Annotated in this window: 10 protein-coding genes; 9 read left to right on the top strand and 1 reads right to left on the bottom strand. The window is 59.3% G+C overall.

Annotated features, from left to right (window positions below; translation table 11 throughout):
- The first annotated feature begins 162 nt into the window (after positions 1-162).
- From AAAT03_RS06400 to gatB, 9 genes are all read left to right on the top strand, one after another.
- The gene (locus AAAT03_RS06400; protein WP_349102897.1) at positions 163-3,591 is read left to right on the top strand and encodes an FctA domain-containing protein; all 3,429 of its coding nucleotides are present in this window, start codon (positions 163-165) and stop codon (positions 3,589-3,591) included.
- The gene (locus AAAT03_RS06405) at positions 3,584-5,251 is read left to right on the top strand and encodes a SpaA isopeptide-forming pilin-related protein (protein WP_349102898.1); all 1,668 of its coding nucleotides are present in this window, start codon (positions 3,584-3,586) and stop codon (positions 5,249-5,251) included. Before AAAT03_RS06400 ends, AAAT03_RS06405 begins: the two co-directional genes overlap by 8 nt.
- A 114-nt stretch (positions 5,252-5,365) precedes the next feature.
- Positions 5,366-7,096, top strand: a complete 1,731-nt coding sequence (locus AAAT03_RS06410; RefSeq protein WP_349102899.1) for an isopeptide-forming domain-containing fimbrial protein — start codon at positions 5,366-5,368, stop codon at positions 7,094-7,096.
- Between the two features lie 990 nt (positions 7,097-8,086).
- Complete coding sequence (locus AAAT03_RS06415) at positions 8,087-9,055, top strand: hypothetical protein (protein WP_117736178.1); 969 nt, start codon at positions 8,087-8,089, stop codon at positions 9,053-9,055.
- Positions 9,037-9,810 carry a hypothetical protein gene (locus AAAT03_RS06420; protein WP_349102900.1) on the top strand — a complete coding sequence of 258 codons (774 nt, stop codon included), beginning with the start codon at positions 9,037-9,039 and terminating at the stop codon, positions 9,808-9,810. Before AAAT03_RS06415 ends, AAAT03_RS06420 begins: the two co-directional genes overlap by 19 nt.
- 132 nt (positions 9,811-9,942) lie before the next feature.
- Positions 9,943-10,860, top strand: coding sequence for a class C sortase (locus AAAT03_RS06425; protein WP_349102901.1), 918 nt, complete (start codon positions 9,943-9,945; stop codon positions 10,858-10,860).
- A 326-nt stretch (positions 10,861-11,186) separates the two neighbouring features.
- Complete coding sequence (gatC, locus tag AAAT03_RS06430; RefSeq protein WP_117716772.1) at positions 11,187-11,498, top strand: Asp-tRNA(Asn)/Glu-tRNA(Gln) amidotransferase subunit GatC; 312 nt, start codon at positions 11,187-11,189, stop codon at positions 11,496-11,498.
- Positions 11,498-13,012 carry an Asp-tRNA(Asn)/Glu-tRNA(Gln) amidotransferase subunit GatA gene (gatA, locus tag AAAT03_RS06435; RefSeq protein WP_349102902.1) on the top strand — a complete coding sequence of 505 codons (1,515 nt, stop codon included), beginning with the start codon at positions 11,498-11,500 and terminating at the stop codon, positions 13,010-13,012. The genes gatC and gatA overlap by 1 nt, the downstream gene beginning before the upstream one ends.
- Positions 13,012-14,688, top strand: coding sequence for an Asp-tRNA(Asn)/Glu-tRNA(Gln) amidotransferase subunit GatB (gatB, locus tag AAAT03_RS06440; protein ID WP_349102903.1), 1,677 nt, complete (start codon positions 13,012-13,014; stop codon positions 14,686-14,688). The genes gatA and gatB overlap by 1 nt, the downstream gene beginning before the upstream one ends.
- Positions 14,689-15,153: 465 nt before the next feature.
- On the opposite strand, the gene AAAT03_RS06445 is transcribed toward gatB, so the two are convergent.
- Positions 15,154-16,152, bottom strand: a complete 999-nt coding sequence (locus tag AAAT03_RS06445) for a helix-turn-helix transcriptional regulator (RefSeq protein WP_349102916.1) — start codon at positions 16,150-16,152, stop codon at positions 15,154-15,156.
- Positions 16,153-16,253: the final 101 nt, after the last annotated feature.

The following is a 16,253-nucleotide window of genomic DNA, read 5'->3' on the forward strand; positions in this document are numbered from 1 at the left end:
GTCAAGAAGTTAAGGCAACGTAAAGCAAAACTGACATTGTTAGGCTTGCGTTGTTTAAACAAAGAGTAATAATATGCATATCGAGCGCGAGCAATTATAGGTTGCGCGCCCAAGTTTGATGGTGAAAGAGCAAGATCGCGGTCTCTTGGGGAGGAGACATCGATGAAAGCGAATTCGGATAAATCTAAGCAGAGTAATAAAGCGACGCGCCGTGTGCTGGCAGGCGTTTTGTGCGGATCCTCCGTTTTGAGCCTGGTACTGTCGCTCGTCATGCCTCCGATCTCGCAGGCCATTGCCAACGATGCCCAGACGGTTTCTACCGAGGAAACTGTGATGGGGGGGGGTTCCTCAAGTGAGTCTACTGATGTAGGCAACACCAACAACGGGGATACCGAAAACCAGAATAGTGACGATGCTGCGGGCGACGACGAAATCCAGCAGGAGGAGCAGCCCAAGGACGAGTCGCAGGCAGAAGAAAATGAAGCGATCGACGATGGCGCTGGTTCGTCAGCCGAGGAGGCTGTGGCGAGCGAAGAGACAGCCACGGACATCAAGAATGCCGGTGACTTGCAGGGAAAGCTTCTAGGCGTTGAGGAAAATCAAACCGCCAGCTTTACGCTTGCGGCTGATATTGACTTTCCTGGTGAAATCACACTTAACAAAGGCGGCAGCAATATCACCCTTGACCTAAGTGGTCATAAGATTAAGCACTCGAGCGCCGACAAGCCGTTATTCAATGTTGCCGGTGGTGCGTCACTTACAATTAGGGATTCTGCACAGGTGGGTGAGACGGTCAGCGAGGGCCAGCAGCTAGCTGATCAGGGGCAGAGCCTGAATGCCGATAATTATGACAAGAATGCCGCCAATTATGGCAAGAATGCCGAACTGACTTACGATAACGATAACATTCCATCTAATCTTACCTACTACGTGACCGAATCGTCCCCGAGCGGAACAGGCACAACCGAGACACTTGTCAAACATGACGTTGAGATTAAAGGCGCCATCGTGGCGTGCGGCGGCAACGCAAATCTAAAGCTCATCAATCTATATAACAACAACGGCAAGGGCGGCACGTTTAACCTTGTGAGCGGCGTGATCACGCAAAAACAAGGCGGCAGCGTTAGCAGCTTGGTCTATGCCGAGAACGGCTCTACCGTCAACATGCGCGGCGGCTATGTGTGTGGAGCTTCTGGCTCGGGTGCGGGCGGCGGAATTGAAATACACGGTAATTCGACCCTCGAGGTTTCCGGTGGCGTAATTGCCGGCAACAGTGCTCCTAGTGGCGGTGGTGTGTATGCTAAAGACTCCACGGTCAACATAACTAATGGCGTAATCTCCGGCAACAGCACGCTTGCTACTGGTGTTGGTTTCGGCGGCGGCATCATGGCCGAAGGCGGCAGCGTTACTGTTTCTGGTGGCTACATTACTAACAATAAATATGCCAATTACTGTGGTAACGATGGTAATGGCGATCATGGCGGTGCTGGACTTGCCGCTAAAAACGGTACTCATGTCACCATTTCTGGTGGCCAGATTACGGGCAACTATTCTGAGGAAGCTGGCGGTGGCGTCTATGTGACCGACATCGGACACCAAGGGGGGAGAACGGCATGGCTCAACATTACGGGGGGAACTATTGCCTCTAACGTGAGTTTTCGCTCTGAGGGTGCCGGCATTCGCGTGGGCCAGATGGTTGACGCGATGATAAAAGGAGCGTCAAATTCAAATCCAGTCTATATCACTAATAACCACTGCATGTCTCGCTTTGACTGGGGTGGAGGCGGCATCTTCGTCCAGGGCGATTCTAAGGTCGCGTCTAATGCTGGTAGGCTATTTGTCTATAACTCCTATATAAGCAGCAATGAGGCCGGTGGCTACGGTGGCGGCGTTGCGGTTTGCCCGACGGGTAAGACTTTGGTGACAGGCACCGACGGCACGGCGATTTTCGGTAATACTTCTGCCGGAAATGAGCAAAACGCGAACGATTACGAATCCGTGAGTAATACAGGCAATAACGGCACCCCCCATCTTTCCGGCGGTGGTCACGGTAAGGACCAGGACTCCGACGCCTACAATGCCGAAGTGTTTCGCGAAAACGGCCACGCGGACTTCTTCCTTGCGGCGGAGGGTCATACGACTCCGATCGCGGCGGTGATTGGCAAAATGCTTGGCGGCGGCGATGCTAAGTATCGGGGAAGCTTAGAGCTTCAGAAAGCCATTACTGTCCCCGCTAACGGTGGCGTGCAGGTATATAACAGCATCGGCCTGAGTTCGAATGTTAAGGCTCAAGACCCCGAGGCGATCAATGCGCGAAAGGCTGCGCTAGAGGCGGGCGCGACGTTTATCACGGGCAATTATTCCTGGAACCATGGCGGCGGCATCATGTCGAACGGCGACCTGTACATGGGCGCGCCTGAGGACACGTATGTCTATCCGAGCCTCAAGCTCAAGGCGACCAAGAAGCTGGAAGGCCGCAAGCTCAATGATGGGGAGTTCTCCTTTACGGTGTATCGCAAGGATTCAGACGACCCTTTGGCTGGCACGACAGCTGGCACGACATTCAATCGCGACGTTTGCACCGAGGTTGGAACAGCAGCAAATGATGCAGAAGGCAGCATTACGTTTGACCTTGGTGAACAATTCGCATCGAGTGGCGCGGGTAACGAAATCACATACTACTTGGTCGAAGATCCCGGTGGTGATTCTGGCATCACGTACGACTCCAGCGTGTATAAGATTGTGGTGACGGCCGAAGATACCAAGACCTTGCTCATGTCTGTTCCGAGTAAAGAAAACTCAAGCCAACTGAAGGATCTTTACATCCATAACTACACGATTAAAAACGTCGGTGTAACCAAGTACGAATTCCGCGAGTCGTCTGGGAAGTGGGAGAACGTAAAAGCGAGGAGCAAGGTGCAGAAGAGTGGAGACTATTATCCAATTATCTGTGAGGGTGACTCCACGACTTTCACTAACAAGTTCACTCCGTACGACTCGAAGGGCTCCTGGACGCCTATGGCGACTAAGGTCGTTGAGGGTGGCGAGATGAAGGAGTTCACGCTCCAGCTTGCGACCGACACAGATTTTACGGATATCGTTAGCAGCAAGTCCACCACTGCCGACGGCGACAAGTCCCAGACCCTGAGCTTCGACAAGATTGATTACAAACTCGATCAACTCGACCAGCTCGCGTCTGGCCCCGCTGGCCGTGGTGCTTCCAAGACCTTCACGTACTACGTGCGCGAGAAAGACGACGGTTCGCTGTTCTCGCACTATACGTACGACAAGTCGGTCTATCAGATTACGGTTAACGCGACTGACGACTCTAACCACCATATCGACGTCACTGCGACCTACAAGCAGATTCAGGATCGTGATGGCAATGAAGTGACCACTGACACGCCCCACGACCTCACCGGCAAGTCCACTCCCACCTTCACCAACACCTACTCAACCTCTTTGCCCCTTTCTGGTATGTCGGGCGTCACTCTGACGTACCTTGCCGGCGCGGCGGTGCTTTGCGCTGCTGCGGCCTGGATGCACATTCGTCGCAAGGCGAATGCGAAGGGAGGTAAGCGTCGTGAATAAGAAAGTTTGCTCCTTCCCGATCTTGTTTGCACTGCTTGCCCTCCTGATCGGCACCTGCGCGGTTGTGTTCCCCGCATCCGCGCAGGCCGCGCCGACCTCGACCGGTTCCATCACGGTGAGCGGCACCGTGGCGAGCAGCTACGACGCCTACCAGATCTTTAGCGCCAACGTCGTCGACGGCGACAGCGACGGCAAGACCTTCACCGACCTTGCCTGGGCAAGCGACGCCGTGCGCGACGCCGCGCTGCCTGTGCTGCACAGCGCCGGCATGCCCAATTCCCAGACCACCGCGCGGGAAGCTGCCGAGTGGCTCGACACCGATTCCCACCTTACGAGCGCGCTGAGCGCACAGCTCGCTCGTTCCCTCCAGAGCTTTGGCCCCGTGTCCGTGGCCCTTAACGCGGGCACGGCGGCCGAGCTGCCCTGCGGCTACTGGCTCATCGTCGCCGACGACGACGCCATCGCCCAGAACGAGGCCGGCACCGCGCCGATCATGACCCTGGTCGGCGGCAGCGCCGTCACCGTCAAGCCCAAGGCGGCGACCCCCAAGGTGTCCAAGCATGTGCTGGAGGACAGCACCGCCGCTTGGCAGAAGGCCGCCGACGCCACGGTCGCCGACGACCTGTACTGGCGCCTCTCTGCCACGGTCCCGGCGGGCCTTGCCGCCTACGACACCTATACGGTGCGGTTCGTCGACACCATGAGCGCGGGGCTCGACCCCTCCAAGGTCGCCGCGAGCGTGCGCGTGTACGTGGCGGCGGGCGCGGACGGCGGCTTCGACGCTGTCTCGGCCGGCAAGGACGGGCGCGCCGGCACCGAGCCCGCGCAGGGCTGGACCGATATCACGGCCCAGTGCGCCACCAAGGTGGCGGCGGACGGGACCTTCACCGTGCGCACCGGCGACCTGATCGCCGCGCTCGGCGGGGCCGACGCCTTCACTGCGGGCGCCCGCGTGGTCGCCGTGTACAACGCGCCGCTCAACAGCGCATGCAACCACGGCATCGCGAAGGGCAACCCCAACGAGGTCTACCTGCGCTACCCGCGCTCTCCCTTTGCCGACCAGTCCGGCGACGCCGGCTTCACCCGCACGCCGAGCGACGATGCGTGCGCCTACACCTGGGATCTCGCGCTCACCAAGCGCGGCAGCGACGGCGACAAGCCGCTTGCCGGGGCAGTCCTGAGCATCGCCGACGACCGCGGCCGCACGCTGGCGGCCGACGGCACGTGGGATGCGGAGGGCAAGGCCACCGTCACCACGGGCGAGGACGGCCGCGTGACCGTCTCGGGCGTGGACTCGGGCAAGCTGGATGTCCGCGAGCTCAAGGCGCCCAAGGGCTACACCGCCTTTGAGGGCACGCGTTCCGTGACAGTCAAGGCCGAGGGCCTGGACGTCGACCAGGTGGCCGCCGCCAAGCCCAAGCTCACCATCACGGCCGAGTCGCCCCTACGCGCCGACAGCGCGGACGGGTCGACGGGCAGCCTGGAGGCGTCGCTCATCAACACGCCCACCGGCATACCCCCTAGCATTACCACCGGAGGCTTTATGCCCTCGACTGGCGATATGGCAATGTACGCCGCGGTCGCCGCAGCGGTCGCCGGAGCCGCGCTCATCGTGGTCGCGCTCCTGGTCAAGCGGGGAGGTGGCAGCCATAAAGAGTAGCTGGCAGCCCCACCGAGAGCGGGGCGAGACATAGCGAAGCAGATGCTAAGACACAGACAGACGATGACCGATCGAATGGGGATTAACCGGAAAACGGAGGAAAAGAAGATGAGCATGAGCAAGAACATCGCACGCCTGGCAGTAACCGCCGGCCTCACCGCAGCTCTGAGCTTCGGCGGCGTGATGGCCCCGGTCACCATGGCGTTTGCTGCAGATGCGGCGGCTGCCACGACCAATAGCATCACCATCAATAAGAACACTGAGAACGGCGATGTGAAGTACAAGGCATACCAGATCTTTAAGGCCGATGTCGTGGACAAGGACGGGAAGAAGGTCGCGTCCAACGTCGATTGGGCCGACGGACTATCTGCCGCTGATAAGAATGGCATCATTGCCGCCATAAAGAGTGACGAGAAAGGCGGCGAGCTTCCCGGGACTCCCTCTGCACAGGACGTCGCCGACTGGATGGCCACATATCTCCAGGATGCTTCTCAGGTTGTGAACAATGATGATTTGCTCGATACGATTGCTAGCTTGGTCAAGGACACTACTCCTGTCACGCCAAAGGGAGCTTCTGCCGCTGCTTTCGCCGCGGACATCTCAGTATCATTTGATAACTCTGGCTACTATCTCTTCCTGACGGACGTTGACTCTATCGGCACTGCGGATAGCCATTCCGGCAAAAAGCAGACTGGTACTTCCCCGATTTTCGCTGTCGTGGGCGGCAGCGCTGTTGAGGTTACCGAGAAGACCGGCATTCCTACGGTCGAGAAGAAGGTCAAAGACGACAAGCCCGGTAGCGATTGGAAAGACAAGGCAGATTCCCGGATGGATCAGGACGTCCATTACCAGCTGACGGGCACCGTTGCCGACAACATCGCCACGTTCGACACCTACTATTATGAGTTTAACGACGAGCTCTCTGCCGGCCTTACGGCAGACGCGGGCACCATTGAAGTTAAAATCGGCGATAAGACCCTTTCTCGTAACTCGACTGAGGGCGAGAAGACTGGTTACGATGCTTCGATTGATAATACAACTAACACGTTGACCGTAAAGTTTGCCGACCTCAAAACTGCTGCGAACTTGGCCGGCGCGACGCTCGACGGCCGCTCTAATGTCGTCGTCACTTATACTGCCAAGCTCGACCACAAGAAGGTCGATAAGGTTACTGTTGGCGGCGAGGGCAATCCCAACAGCGTCAAGCTCATCTACTCCAATAACCCCATGAGCAATGGCAAGGGTGAGTCCGTGCTCGATACCGTTCGTGATTACACCTATGCGCTTAAGCTCGTCAAGGAAGATTCGGAAGACAACACCAAGCTCAAGGATGTCGAGTTTACCATCAAGGCCACGGGCGCTGACGAGCTTGAGGCTGGCAAAGTGGGCGTGCAGTATGTTCAGGAGAACGGTTCGCTTGGCAATGATGAACATCGGTTTAAGACTGATGAGAGTGGTGAAATCAGCGTAACCGGACTCGACGCCGGTACCTACACGGTGCACGAGGTTGAGGGCAGTAACCCTGGCTACAACACGTTGGATGACTTTACCTTCACCATTACCGCCGAGGGCCTTGGTGAACTCGAGGGCAAGACGTTCGCTGGGAACACTGATCCGAATACGTTGAAAGTGACCGCAGAGAAGGACGGTTCCACTTTGGTCACCCCGAAAGTCACCGGCGGCACCGTCACCCTCACCGTCAAGAACAAGAAGGGCTCTAACCTCCCGCTCACCGGCCTCAACGGTGTGACCTTCACTTGGATCGCTGGCGGCGCGGTGCTCGTCATCGGCGTGGCGCACCTCATCCGCAGCCGTAAGCAGGCTAAGGAGTCCGAGCAGGAGTAACGCTCACTCACCCATCTCTTTGGCAGGTGGGATGTGATGGCCATGAGACTTGCGGACACTTTTCTCGTCCATCCACGTTCTTGCTTTGCCATTCTCTTTTCGGGGCAGACTCCGTACTGGAGTCTGCCTTGTTTTTTGGACAATGCAGCCAGCCTCCATTGTCCGATGCAGACTCGTTCGTCATCGCGTTTCTTGACTCGTATGAGGTTCGGTTTAAGGTCCGTAGAGGCGCACGCGCGGTGCGGACGGCAGAAGGCATTTGCGCCGAAAGCGCAAATAAGAATGCCCGGGGGTCGGATCCCGGGCATTTAACAAAAACTGAAAACTAGGCCGCCCGCGCTCTCGTACACTTACACGGGGTGCGTCGTTTCCTGTGGCTATTGTATTCTGAATCGCCCCGCCGATTCGGGACATTTTGAAAACGCAAACACGTCGGGCAAACCCGGACAATGCGGCCAGGCTCCGCCGGGCGAGGAGCCGTGTGTGTAACTATCGAACAAATGTTTGTCAAAATCGCGTTTACCGGGCGTTGGTGCATACACTCGCAGTAAAATATTCTTGCGACGTATCCCGTGCGCGGGCGGCCGACGACTCGATCGGAGGTCCCCAAATGCTGAAATTCCTTAACGCCCTCGCCGCCCTCGCGGCGGTGGGCACGTTCGTCATCGCGTTTCTTGACTCGTATGAGGTTCGGTTTAAGGTCCGTAGGCGCACGCGCGGTGCGGACGGTGGACGGCATTTGCGCCGAAAGCGCAAATAAGAATGCCCGGGGGTCGGATCCCGGGCATTTAACAAAAACTGAAAACTAGGCCGCCCGCGCTCTCGTACACTTACGCGGGGTGCGTCGTTTTCTATTGACATTGTATCCCGAATCGCCCAGTCGATTCGGGACATTTTGAAAACTCAAATATGGGCTTAGGCGCGAACGGAATCTCGTTAATTCCGAAAATTATGTATAATTCCAATATAAACTGGAATCGAACGAAAACAATGGAAATGAACGAAGCGCTAATCTACTTACAAGAAGCACTAGGCCTCTCCGCCAAGGCCAGAACTTGGCCTGGATCCGCACGCTTGCCGCTGTATCTGCGGGCGATTGACGTCCGCGCTGTTGACGCAAACGGTTTTTCGTTTTTGCTTGCAAGTTTGCCTACTGGCGTCGGGCTTCCCGAGGCTAAGAGGGTCTATAGTCAGTTAGCCTTGCGTGCGGAGACTCCTGTTGTCGTTTCGTTTCCTGATGCCGATGCACGTCAGCGCAAAGCATTGGTCGCACAAGGGATTCCGTTTGTTTGCCCCGGCAGACAGGCTTTTCTTCCATTTATGGGAACAGCCTGCACGGAGAGGGGTGGTGCCCGGTTTCGCAACCACGCGACCAAGATGTCACCCAACGCGCAGGCTGCCGCAATCTGGGGAGCAGCCCAGGAGTCATATCGTCCCTATGACCTTTGTCGTGCGCTTGGGATTTCGGCAAGCCGCGCGAGTGAGGCCATAACCGAGCTTGTTGACAGGGGGCTCGCGAGGCGCGAGCGTCGCGAGCGACGTGTCGTCGTGTTCCCTGTTGCCGTTGATCTTCTGCTCAGCGAGCACATGGCAGAGCTCTCCTCGCCTGTCTCGAAGGTCTTTTTTGCAAGGAAGACGCCGCAGATCGACTATCTTGTTGACGCCGGGGAGACGGCGCTCGCTGCGCGTTCGATGCTCGCTGCGCCGGGCATGGAACAAAAGGCCGTCTTAAGAAGTGCATGGCGTCAACTGAGCGACCTCGAAGTCGCAGATGGGGAGCTGCCGGATAACGAAACGGCGATGATCCAAGTGTGGCGCTATGCACCCGTGTTTGCCGGCTCCTCCCGTGTCGACAACATATCGCTTGCGCTATCTTTGGCGGCAATCGACGATGAACGAATTCAGCTCGAAGTCGATCGCATGTTTGGAAAGGAATATCCATGGCAAGAAGCGCTGTAGAAGGTCTCCAAGAATTTCAGCAGCATATGCAAGAAGCTGCAGGATCGTATGCCCTTATCGGCGGTACGGCATGCGACATTTTGCTCGCGGAGGCGGGGCTTCCGTTTAGGGCGACTCACGATTTTGATGTGGTAATTGCCGCCGATGACCGGTTGCCTCAGACGGCAGAAGCCATATGGACTCTGGTGCGTGATGGCGGCTACCGCTGCGGCTGGGGCGAAGGTAAAGGCTCATGTTTTTATCGGTTTACAGAGCCAAAGAGGCCGGGTTACCCCCATATGATCGAGCTCTTCGCGAAGTGCCCCGACTTTCTAAAGGGTCGTGAGGGGATTGATGTGGCGCCAATTCACGTTGATGAAAACATAAGCAGTCTTTCGGCAATTTTGTTGGACGATGCTTACTACAGCTTGTTCCTTCAGGGAATTCGGACCGTAGACGGCGTTTCGGTCCTGGGTACGGAATACATTGTCCCGTTCAAAGCGAAGGCGTATCTCGACCTAAAAGCTAGAAGGGAGGCGGGGGAGAACGTTGATTCGAAGAAGGTAAAAAAGCATAAACGCGATGCGCTGAGGCTTGCTCAGCTGCTCGGCGAGTCGGAAGGTGTCGACCTGGGCGGAGAGCTGAAGGATGATATGCTTGCGTTTGTCAAAGATTGTGAGGTGGGCGACGTCAATCTGAAACAGATCGGGGTTGCGGGCGTAACGATGGTGCAGTTGCTCGAGACGATGAAAGCAACATATGGCTTGATTGGTTGAGTGGGGTTACGTGGCCCGGACGGTGCGGTCTAGCTGCGTTGTCCGGCGCGGAAGCTCGCAATTCGGCTATTATTTGTTTAGACAACCTGAGCTGTAGAGGAGTGACTGGCGATGGTGCAGGGCGCCAAACATATGAAGAGCAATAACGCCGCGGACAACGGCGGCTCAAGCCCTCAGCCCAAACCTCAACCAAAGCCCAAGCGCCGCCGCAAGCGGCTGCCTCGCTGGGCCGACCGGCTCATCACCATCGTCATCATCCTTATCGGCGTGGGCCTTATGACCTGGCCGTGGATTTTGGACCGGATCGAGGCCTCGGGCGTGTTTAACCAGATCAGCACGGTGTCCAGCACCGTGGACGCGCTGTCTGCCGAGGAGCGCGAGCGCATCCTGCTCCAGGCGCGCTCCTTTAACGAGCAGCTGGCGGGCGAGGCCACCGAGCTCCCCGCCGACCAGATCGAGCCCTACGCTCAGCAGCTCATCTTTGACCGCGACCCCATGATGAGCTGGGTCGAGATCCCCTCCATCGACGTGAGCATGCCCATCTACCACGGCACGAGCGAAGAAGTCCTCATGGCGGGCGTCGGCCACCTGGAGGGCACGAGCCTGCCGGTGGGCGGCACCTCGACGCATTGCGTGCTCACGGCGCACTCGGGCATGCGCAACCTGAGCATGTTCGACGACATCCACTCGCTGGAGCCCGGCGACCTGGTGCTGCTGCACACCATGAACAAGACGCTCGCCTATAAGATGGTGGACTCCGAGGTGGTGCTGCCCGAGGAGATGGAGTCGCTGACCATCGAGCCCGGCGCCGACAAGGTGACGCTCGTCACCTGCACGCCCTACGGCGTTAACGACCATCGCCTGCTGGTGCATTGCGTGCGCACCAAGTACAACAAGAAGGACGTCGACAAGCAAAAGTCGCTGGCCGGTCGCCACTGGGGCAAGCGCGAGTTTGCCGTGCTCATTGTGGTCGTAGCCATTGTGCTGTTGCTGCTGGATATCGTGATCCACGCGGTCCGCAAGCGCCGCAAGGCCAAGGCCTCGGCATAAGACATTCTCCAGAACCACCACAAAGGGGACAGGCACCTTTGTGGTGGTCGGGGCTTTCAAACCATCACAACATTCGATGAAAATCGCGATTTTGACGAAAAGCGTCGAATGTTGTGATGCTTTTCGTTGTGGTCGAGACGGTTTTCGCTATGGACGGTACGGTTTTCGCTACGGACGGCGCGGTTTTCGCTGCAGAATCGCCAGCCCGCAGCCTGCCAACCCGCCGCCCTCGTTACGTTTTCGCTGCATTTGGGTAAAGCGCCTGCTCCAAGCGGCGTTGCCTTGTATACTAGAGCGGTTTATCTGTTATGCGGAAGGGAGCGCCTATGGCACTCAGCGAGAAAGACGTGCGCGGCATCGCCGAGTACGCAAAGATCGCACTGACCGATGACGAGCTCACCCAGATGACGTCCTACATGAATGACGCCGTCCAGATGCTCGAGCCCGTCCTGCAATATGACTTACCCGACGTGGAGCCCACGTTCCATCCCATCGGAAGCCTGTCCAACGTGATGGGCGACGACCTGCGCGAGCCCGAGCGCGACCTGCCGCTCGACGTCGCGCTCGAAAACGCCGGCAGCGCGCGTGAGCGCTACTTCCGCGTGCCGTCCATTTTGGGAGAGGGGGAGAGCGAATAATGGCGCTAAGCTTCGATTCCCTTACCGCCGCCCAGATCGCCGCGGGCGTTGCCGCCGGCGACTTTACCGCTACCGAGGTGGCCCAGGCCTCCCTTGCCGCCATCGAGGCGCGCGAGGGCGGGGTTCAGGCATTCCTGCAGGTGGCGCCCGAGCTTGCGCTCGAGGCCGCCGCGCGTGTGGATGCCGACCGTGCCGCCGGAAAGCCGCTGCCCCCGCTCGCGGGCGTGCCGCTGGCCATTAAGGACAACATGAACCTCGTGGGCACGCGCACCACCTGCGCTTCCCGCATGCTCGAGGACTACCAGAGCGTCTACACCGCCACCTGTGTCCAGCGCATGCTCGACGCCGGCTGCCTGCCCATGGGCAAGGCCAACATGGATGAGTTTGCCTTTGGCAGCTCCACCGAGAGCTCGGCGTTCCACCGCACCAACAACCCCTGGGATACCGAACGCGTGCCCGGCGGCTCCTCGGGCGGCTCCGCTGCCGCCGTCGCCGCGGGCGAGGTCGCGCTCTCGCTGGGCTCGGACACCGGCGGCTCCATTCGCCAGCCGGCGTCGCTGTGCGGCGTGGTGGGCTTTAAGCCCACGTATGGCGCCGTGAGCCGTTACGGCGTGGTTGCCTTTGGCTCGTCGCTCGACCAGGTGGGGCCCTTTGGCCGCACGGTCGAGGATGTCGCGCTGGCCATGAACGCGCTTACCGGCGCGGGCCACGATCCGTACGACTGCACGAGCCAGGATTGCGCCGTCGACTTTACCGAGCATCTCAACGACAGCATCGAGGGCAAGCGCGTGGGCATCATCCCCGCGTTTATGGAGGCCGAGGGTCTGACGCCCGAGGTCAAGGCCGCTGTTCAGCGCGCCGCCCAGGAGCTGCAGAACCAGGGCGCCGAGCTGGTCGAGGTCGACCTGCCGCACCTGGATGCCGCCATCGCTGCCTACTACGTCATCGGTCCGGCCGAGGCGTTCTCCAACCTGGCTCGCTTTGACGGCATTCGCTACGGCTATCAGGAGGAGGGCTGCGCCAACCTGTCCGACCAGAGCTCGCTTTCGCGCGCCCACGGCTTTGGCGCCGAGGCCAAGCGCCGTCAGATGCTCGGCGCCTACCTGCTGAGCTCGGGCGTGTACGACAAGTACTACTACGCCGCGCAAAAGGCCCGTACGCTCATCACGCGGGACTACGACGCCGCGTATGCCAAGGTGGACACCATCCTCATGCCCGCCTCGCCGCGCACGGCCTTTAAGTTTGGCGAGATCAGCGACCCCACGCAGATGTACCTCTCCGATCTGTACACCATCTCGCTCAACATTTGCGGCAACGGCGGTATCTCGGTGCCGCTGGGCCTGGGCGAGGACACTCAGCTGCCCGTTTCTGCCCAGCTGGTGGGCCCGGCGTTTAAGGACCGTCAGCTGCTCACGTTTGCCCGCGCCCTGGAGCGCGGCTTTGCCGATGCCGCCACGGGCGCGCCCGTGCTTTCCGTCGCGCCCGATTTTGCCGGGAAGGGAGGCGAGCTGTAATGAAGGAGCTTTCCGAGGTCCTGCAGGATTGGGAGGCCGTGATCGGCCTGGAGATCCACACCGAGCTCACCGCACTCGATACCAAGATGTTCTGCAACTGCAAGCTCAGCCACGATGACGAGCCCAACGCCAACGTGTGCCCGGTGTGCCTGGGCCTGCCCGGCGCCCTGCCGGTGCCCAACAAGCGCGCTATCGAGAGCATCGTCAAGGCGGGTCTGGCCACCAACTGCGAGATCCAGCGCCACTCGATGTTCTACCGCAAGCACTACTTCTATCCCGATATGGCCAAGAACTTCCAGACCACGCAGGGTCCGGTCGCCTTTGCCATGTACGGTCACCTTGATCTGGATGTGACCGGTCGCGGTGCCGCCGAGCGCCCCGAATGCGCGTTTGGCGAGGCCGAGGCCCAGAGCCTGGCGAGCGCCTCGGCCAACGCCGAGGGCTTGTCCACGTCCATGACGTCGACCATGCGCGAGGGCAACCAGCGCGCCGGCCACCTGGCCAGCTATGACGCGTCCAACTTGCAGATGCCCGAGCGTCGCGAGGACGGTTCCTACACGGTGCCCATCCGCATCCTGCGCATCCACATGGAGGAGGACGCCGCCAAGATGGTTCACGTGGGCGGCGCCGAGGGCCGTATTACCGCCGCGGCCGAGTCGCTCGTCGATTACAACCGCTGCGGCACGCCTTTGATTGAGCTCGTGACTGAGCCCGATCTGCGTACGCCCGAGGAAGCGCGCCTGTTTATGGAGAAGCTCCGTCGCATCTTTGTGACGCTGGGCATTTCGGACTGCTCCATGGAGAAGGGTTCCATGCGCTGCGACGGCAACGTGTCGCTGCGCCGCCGCGGCGAGACCAAGCTGGGCACCAAGACCGAGCTCAAGAACCTCAACTCGTTTAAGAGCCTGCACGACGGCCTTGCCTACGAGATTTGCCGTCAGGCCGAGGTGCTCGAGGAGGGCGGAATCATCTATCAGGAGACCCGCCACTGGGAGCCCAGCCGTAAGCGCACCGTGGTTATGCGTGTGAAGGAGACGGCCGACGACTATCGTCTGTTCCCCGATCCCGATCTGGCGCCGTTCGATCTGGACGACGAGTTCATCGACCGCTGCCGTGGCGAGATTCCCGAGCTGCCCGATGCCAAGCGCGCCCGTTTTGAGACCGACTTTGGTATTAAGGCGACCGATGCCGAGCAGATCGCGGGCGACCCCGAGTTTGCCGAGTTCTTTGAGGCTGCCGCTGCCGGTATGGCTGGCAAGGAGGCCCAGACGGTCGCAAACCTGCTGGTCAACGAGATGATCGCCTACCTTAAGAGCGCAGGCGTGTCGCTCGCCGAGTCCGGCATCGTGCCGGCTCAAGTGGCGGCACTCGCCAAGCTGCTGGCGACCGATGCCATCAGCTCCAACCAGGCGCACGAGGTCTTTGAGGCCATGGCCCAGACCGGCGACGACCCCAACAAGATCGTCGATGAGCGCGGCATGCGCCAGGTGAGCGACGCCGGCGCGCTGCAGCCGATCGTGGACGAGGTACTGGCTAACTGTGCCGATCAGGCGCAGCAGTATCGTGACGGCAACCAGAAGGTCATCGGCTTTTTGGTGGGCCAGTGCATGAAGGCGAGCCGCGGCAAGGGCAACCCGAAGCTCTTCAACGAGTTGCTGAGAAAGGCGCTCGCGTAGACGGGAACCCAGGAGCCCCGGCAGGGCGGGTGCTTCCTCAAAATTTCGAACAGTCCTGCGCAAGACGAAGGCCACATTAAGTGGCCTTCTTTGCGTGCGGAACTCATTTTGAGCAAGCACCCGCCCTGCCGGGGCTCCCGGGTTCTGCAACGACTCGGCCTTCCGGGTCAGGTGGGCTGAATGGAATTTGGTGAATGGGCGCGCCGTCGGCGCGCCCATTTTTGTAGATGGGACTGCGGAAATCGAAGTCTAATACTTTTCCTGAGAAGTGAACGACCTTATTTGGACTCTCGAAGCGTCGACACTTTTTGAGCCCGCTTTCCTGCAATTTTGCCAGGTATTTCCTGCGGTTTTGCTGTCTAAAAATGCGGATGCTTCGGGGGTCTGATTTCACTCGTTCACTTCTCGGGAAAAGTATTAGACCTCAATCCATGCGACAAAGGGACTGTCCCCTTTGTCGCATTCTTATTGATGTTGGGAGCGCCAGGCGGTGGGGGTGGTGCCGGTGTGTTGCTTGAAGGCTTGGGCGAAGGCGGCCTGCTGAGGGTAGCCTAGACGCTCTGCCACCTGCGCTATCGTGAGCGCGCTATCGGCCAAAAGGTCCTGTGCTCGCTCCATGCGGCGTCTGCGAATGTAGGCGCCCAGGGACTCGCCAGTTTGGGCCTTAAAGGTGGCGCATAGCTTGGAGCGGCTTGTGTAGAGCCTCTCGGCCACCTCGTTGATACCCACGCGTCTGCCTTTGTCGAGCGTGCGCTCAATCATTGCCGTTGCTTCTTCGGCAATGGTCACGCTGGCGCGTGTGTCTGCCGCCTGCTGCGCCTGCTTGTGGGCCGCGCGCGAACAGGCGAGCTCCGCGACCATGGTCTCCACGATGCCTTGCATATAGACGTGTCCGCCTACGGTGCGGGCGCGGTCCTCGTTAATCCGGTGCAGTGTGTGGCAGATGGCGGACGTCGCTTCCTCGTGCCATGGCTCGGCAAACGCCTCAAAGACCCCTGCGAACTCGGTGGGATAGCGGTGCTCCAGTTCGTCAAAATATCCAGGCAAAAAGAGCACCGAGCGCGAGTGATAGAGCTGCCCTGCAAACAGCGGGCTTAACTCCTCGCCACAGTTATCTTGGATAAAGCTGCACACGGCATTGTTTGGCCACGGTCCATGCAAGAGTTTAAGGTTTGCAGGCGTTATGCCAGCCTCGGGCATGCACATGAGCGTGGGCGCGCTGACCTCGCTCACGCACGCGTACGGTTCGGGTGTGTACTCGGCTAGGTGCATGTTGTGCATCGGGGTAATGAAATGCTCCATGACGATGCAGGTGGGGGAAAGGGGCATGATCCATGCGCGTCCGTGCGCCCGATCGTTTGCCACCTCACCGGTAAAGACGGCGCCCTTGCCGGAAAGCTGCAGGCCAAACTGCTCAAACTGCGGTGCGTAGAGCTCGGTTATATCGGTTGCCGCCCGCCGCATTTTCAAAAGCGTCCCCTTCATTTGCGAAAACGTCCACGCCTGGCCCAATTGTGTGCCTTGGCTAACACGCCCATGATAAGTTTCTTACGGTTAATTCTCAA

It is taken from the genome of Collinsella sp. CLA-AA-H167, assembly GCF_040095305.1.
Classification (GTDB): domain Bacteria; phylum Actinomycetota; class Coriobacteriia; order Coriobacteriales; family Coriobacteriaceae; genus Collinsella.